Genomic DNA, 2,804 nt, shown 5'->3' with positions numbered 1-2,804 from the left:
TGCAGAGGCGATTCAAGCTCACAACAACAGGCAATTCGCTGCCGTATTTTAAGGTAAATGCTATTAACGGATCGAATCGAGATACCGGTCAATTTTGCTGTGCTCGTCGCAGTGAAATCCAGAGAAAAGCACCGAATAAGTTGCCTAAATTTCGCTTCTCTAATTCGAGAACGAAAGTAGTATCTATTTTTACCATTCATCTCAGTAAGTTAACACACCTTAATAAGTGCTTAACTTCCTAAGACCCATTCCTTATTTTTGAATTTCAGGAGCAATCAGAAAGAGATCATTGCCAAAAAACATTTTGGCTGGGCAAGTATATAGTGACTCTCATACTTACCATTATCTCTCTATATCGAGTTGCTTTGTTAAATGGAGGTCTACTGATTAAGCATTTTTTGTTTACAGACGCGCTGCTCCGTAGACTCCAGCCATTATCACAAATATATATTCAATCCTATCCGAGAGGGAAAATACGGGGGCAGGCAGCGGTAGAGGATCCACATAAGCAAAGCATAAGCCGGGATATGCAGTATATTGTGAACAGCTGTAGAGAACTAGGAAAAATAAGGAATGGCTGCTGGCTTACTAGCATTAATAGACATAAGAAAGACGAACACAAATGCAGAGGCTCAATTTTCCTTACATTTTAGCCAGATGATGGAGTTATTGTTTATTATGATAGAAGATAAAATGCTTAATCTAGGAAATATATGCTTTCTAGCTACAATAGCTATAATATTTAACTCTGAGCTTGTCACGTACCTGATCCAATGGTTTTGATGTATTCATCATACTTGAGGATCTCACAAAGTTTGTTATGATGAGGGTCAAATTGATTCAACTCTATAAAAAATAAGGAGATAACATGCAGTTTGTCGTATTAGATTCCATTCTTGACGTAATAGATCGCGTTATTTGAAGATCTAATTCTACTTGGGCATAATGCTTGACACTATATCATTTTTACTAATGGAGTTATTTACACTATTTTTGTATTTGACAGGATCATAGAATGAGTGAACAAATGAAAGACAGAGTCGATGAAATTTTTTAAGAAACGGAAATAAGCTAAAGGAATTTGCAACACTTAATCGGCTCGACATTGACGCTACAAGGCGCCTCTTGGAAACATTGTCAAAAGAACCTGAGTTGTCAGAAAAAGCGAAGGAGTATATTTTCTCAAGTGAGCGTAGCGAAGATTTCAAGGCCTTTAACGCAGGCGAAGAAAAAGGCTATGTCCGGGACCATGATGCGGGTTTTGCGAAGGGCGCTGCTCTCGGAACTATTGCAGTAATTAGCACGACCACAATTGCAGGGCTTGCTTATCTAAAATCAAAAAACTAGTGGCAATTTTGCTTAACAATCCAGTATGGAACATCTGCAGCGACTCATATGTTTAGCAGAAACGAGGCACTTGTCAAATGGACTCGTGACCTCACTAAACAACTTGCTAAGAAAGCATCTGGGCATACTTTGGCTGAGATTCTTAAGCAAGAAAAAAAGCCGAAATTGAAGGTGATATAAATTTGATTTTGGCAGAGATAGGCTAAGGTTAATATTTTTGCCATCTATAATCGTATTTTCTTGATACTTGGTGGGTGTATAACCATGCCCGCCTGTTCTTTCGGTTGCTAAATATGAGCAAAAATTCAATGGTCAAAGTATTAGATATTCCCATCCTTAATCAAATTAATGGCATAGATGATCTGAAGGCTATCGGTACTTACATAGAAGTTAAGATTGGGATTGAAGAAAAAATTGGCGTTCCTCTCAGGGTTAATGGATGGAGTCAGTTATTTAATAAAATTAAGTCAGTATCGGCTTCCATTAACAACAATATTGAAAAATTAAGTATTCTTCTATGTGAAGAAAATAATCTTAAGGAAATTGGGCAATTCTACGAAGCCAAGAAAGTAATTTCTGATATTTTTTCACTTCAAATAAAAGCTCGTAGCTGGAGAGAATTAAAGCTTAAACTAAAAAAGATTTCTTCAGCATTCAAAGACGGCGTTACAACTGACAAGCATTTGTTATTTGAGAAAAATAAAATCAGAAATTTTATTAATAGTTCCAAACTAGAGGGAATACAAATTAATGAAGGCCTGACATCAAGAAGCATGGCGGATGTGCTTAATAAATACTGGTCAAGGTGATGCATATGGATAAATACGATGCGGGCAATGATTATTATTGCTATCCCGACACGTCGGTCTTAAAAAATAAGCTTGGCATAACTGATGAGAAAGTTCTTGAAGAGGCAGAAAGAGAAATAACAGCCATATCAATCAATTATATTAAATATAATGATCCACCATATAATCTTGAGTATCTCAAAAAAATACATTCAACATTGTTCTCTGAACTATATGATTGGGCCGGTGAGATTCGCAATGTTGATATTTCAAAAGGAGGCACAAGATTCTGTATAGCTTCTCGTATCACTCCTGAAATTGAAAAGATATTTAGCGAATTGGCAAAGGAAAGCTATTTAGCTACTGTTTGCGATTGTGATTTTGCAATGAAACTTTCTGAGTATTATGCAGAATTTAATGTAGGGTCTTAGGAAGTTAAGCACTTATTAAGGTGTGTTAACTTACTGAGATGAATGGTAAAAATAGATACTACTTTCGTTCTCGAATTAGAGAGGCGAAATTTAGGCAACTTATTCGGTGCTTTTCTCTGGATTTCACTGCGACGAGCACAGCAAAATTGACCGGTATCTCGATTCGATCCGTTAATAGCATTTACCTTAAAATACGGCAGCGAATTGCCTGTTGTTGTGAGCTTGAATCGCCTCTGCA

General features: G+C 36.7%; 3 protein-coding genes and 2 pseudogenes. 4 read left to right on the top strand and 1 reads right to left on the bottom strand.

Annotated elements, in window-relative coordinates; genetic code table 11:
• Window positions 1-200, bottom strand: a pseudogene (locus BM283_RS17595) (IS1595 family transposase); the annotation flags it as partial.
• Between the two features lie 925 nt (window positions 201-1,125).
• Here BM283_RS17595 and BM283_RS17585 point away from each other — a divergent pair.
• The 4 genes and pseudogenes from BM283_RS17585 to BM283_RS17570 all read left to right on the top strand — a co-directional run.
• Window positions 1,126-1,347, top strand: coding sequence for a hypothetical protein (locus BM283_RS17585; RefSeq protein ID WP_139225347.1), 222 nt, complete (start codon window positions 1,126-1,128; stop codon window positions 1,345-1,347).
• A 308-nt stretch (window positions 1,348-1,655) separates the two neighbouring features.
• Complete coding sequence (locus BM283_RS17580) at window positions 1,656-2,156, top strand: hypothetical protein (RefSeq protein WP_090695433.1); 501 nt, start codon at window positions 1,656-1,658, stop codon at window positions 2,154-2,156.
• Between the two features lie 5 nt (window positions 2,157-2,161).
• Window positions 2,162-2,566 carry a Fic/DOC family protein gene (locus BM283_RS17575; RefSeq protein ID WP_175492227.1) on the top strand — a complete coding sequence of 135 codons (405 nt, stop codon included), beginning with the start codon at window positions 2,162-2,164 and terminating at the stop codon, window positions 2,564-2,566.
• A gap of 38 nt (window positions 2,567-2,604) precedes the next feature.
• Window positions 2,605-2,804 (top strand): annotated as a pseudogene (locus BM283_RS17570) (IS1595 family transposase); the annotation flags it as partial.

Source organism: Nitrosomonas sp. Nm34, assembly GCF_900113925.1.
GTDB lineage: Bacteria > Pseudomonadota > Gammaproteobacteria > Burkholderiales > Nitrosomonadaceae > Nitrosomonas.
Note: the sequence above shows the minus strand (reverse complement) of the source record. Positions and strands in the feature narration are given on the sequence as shown.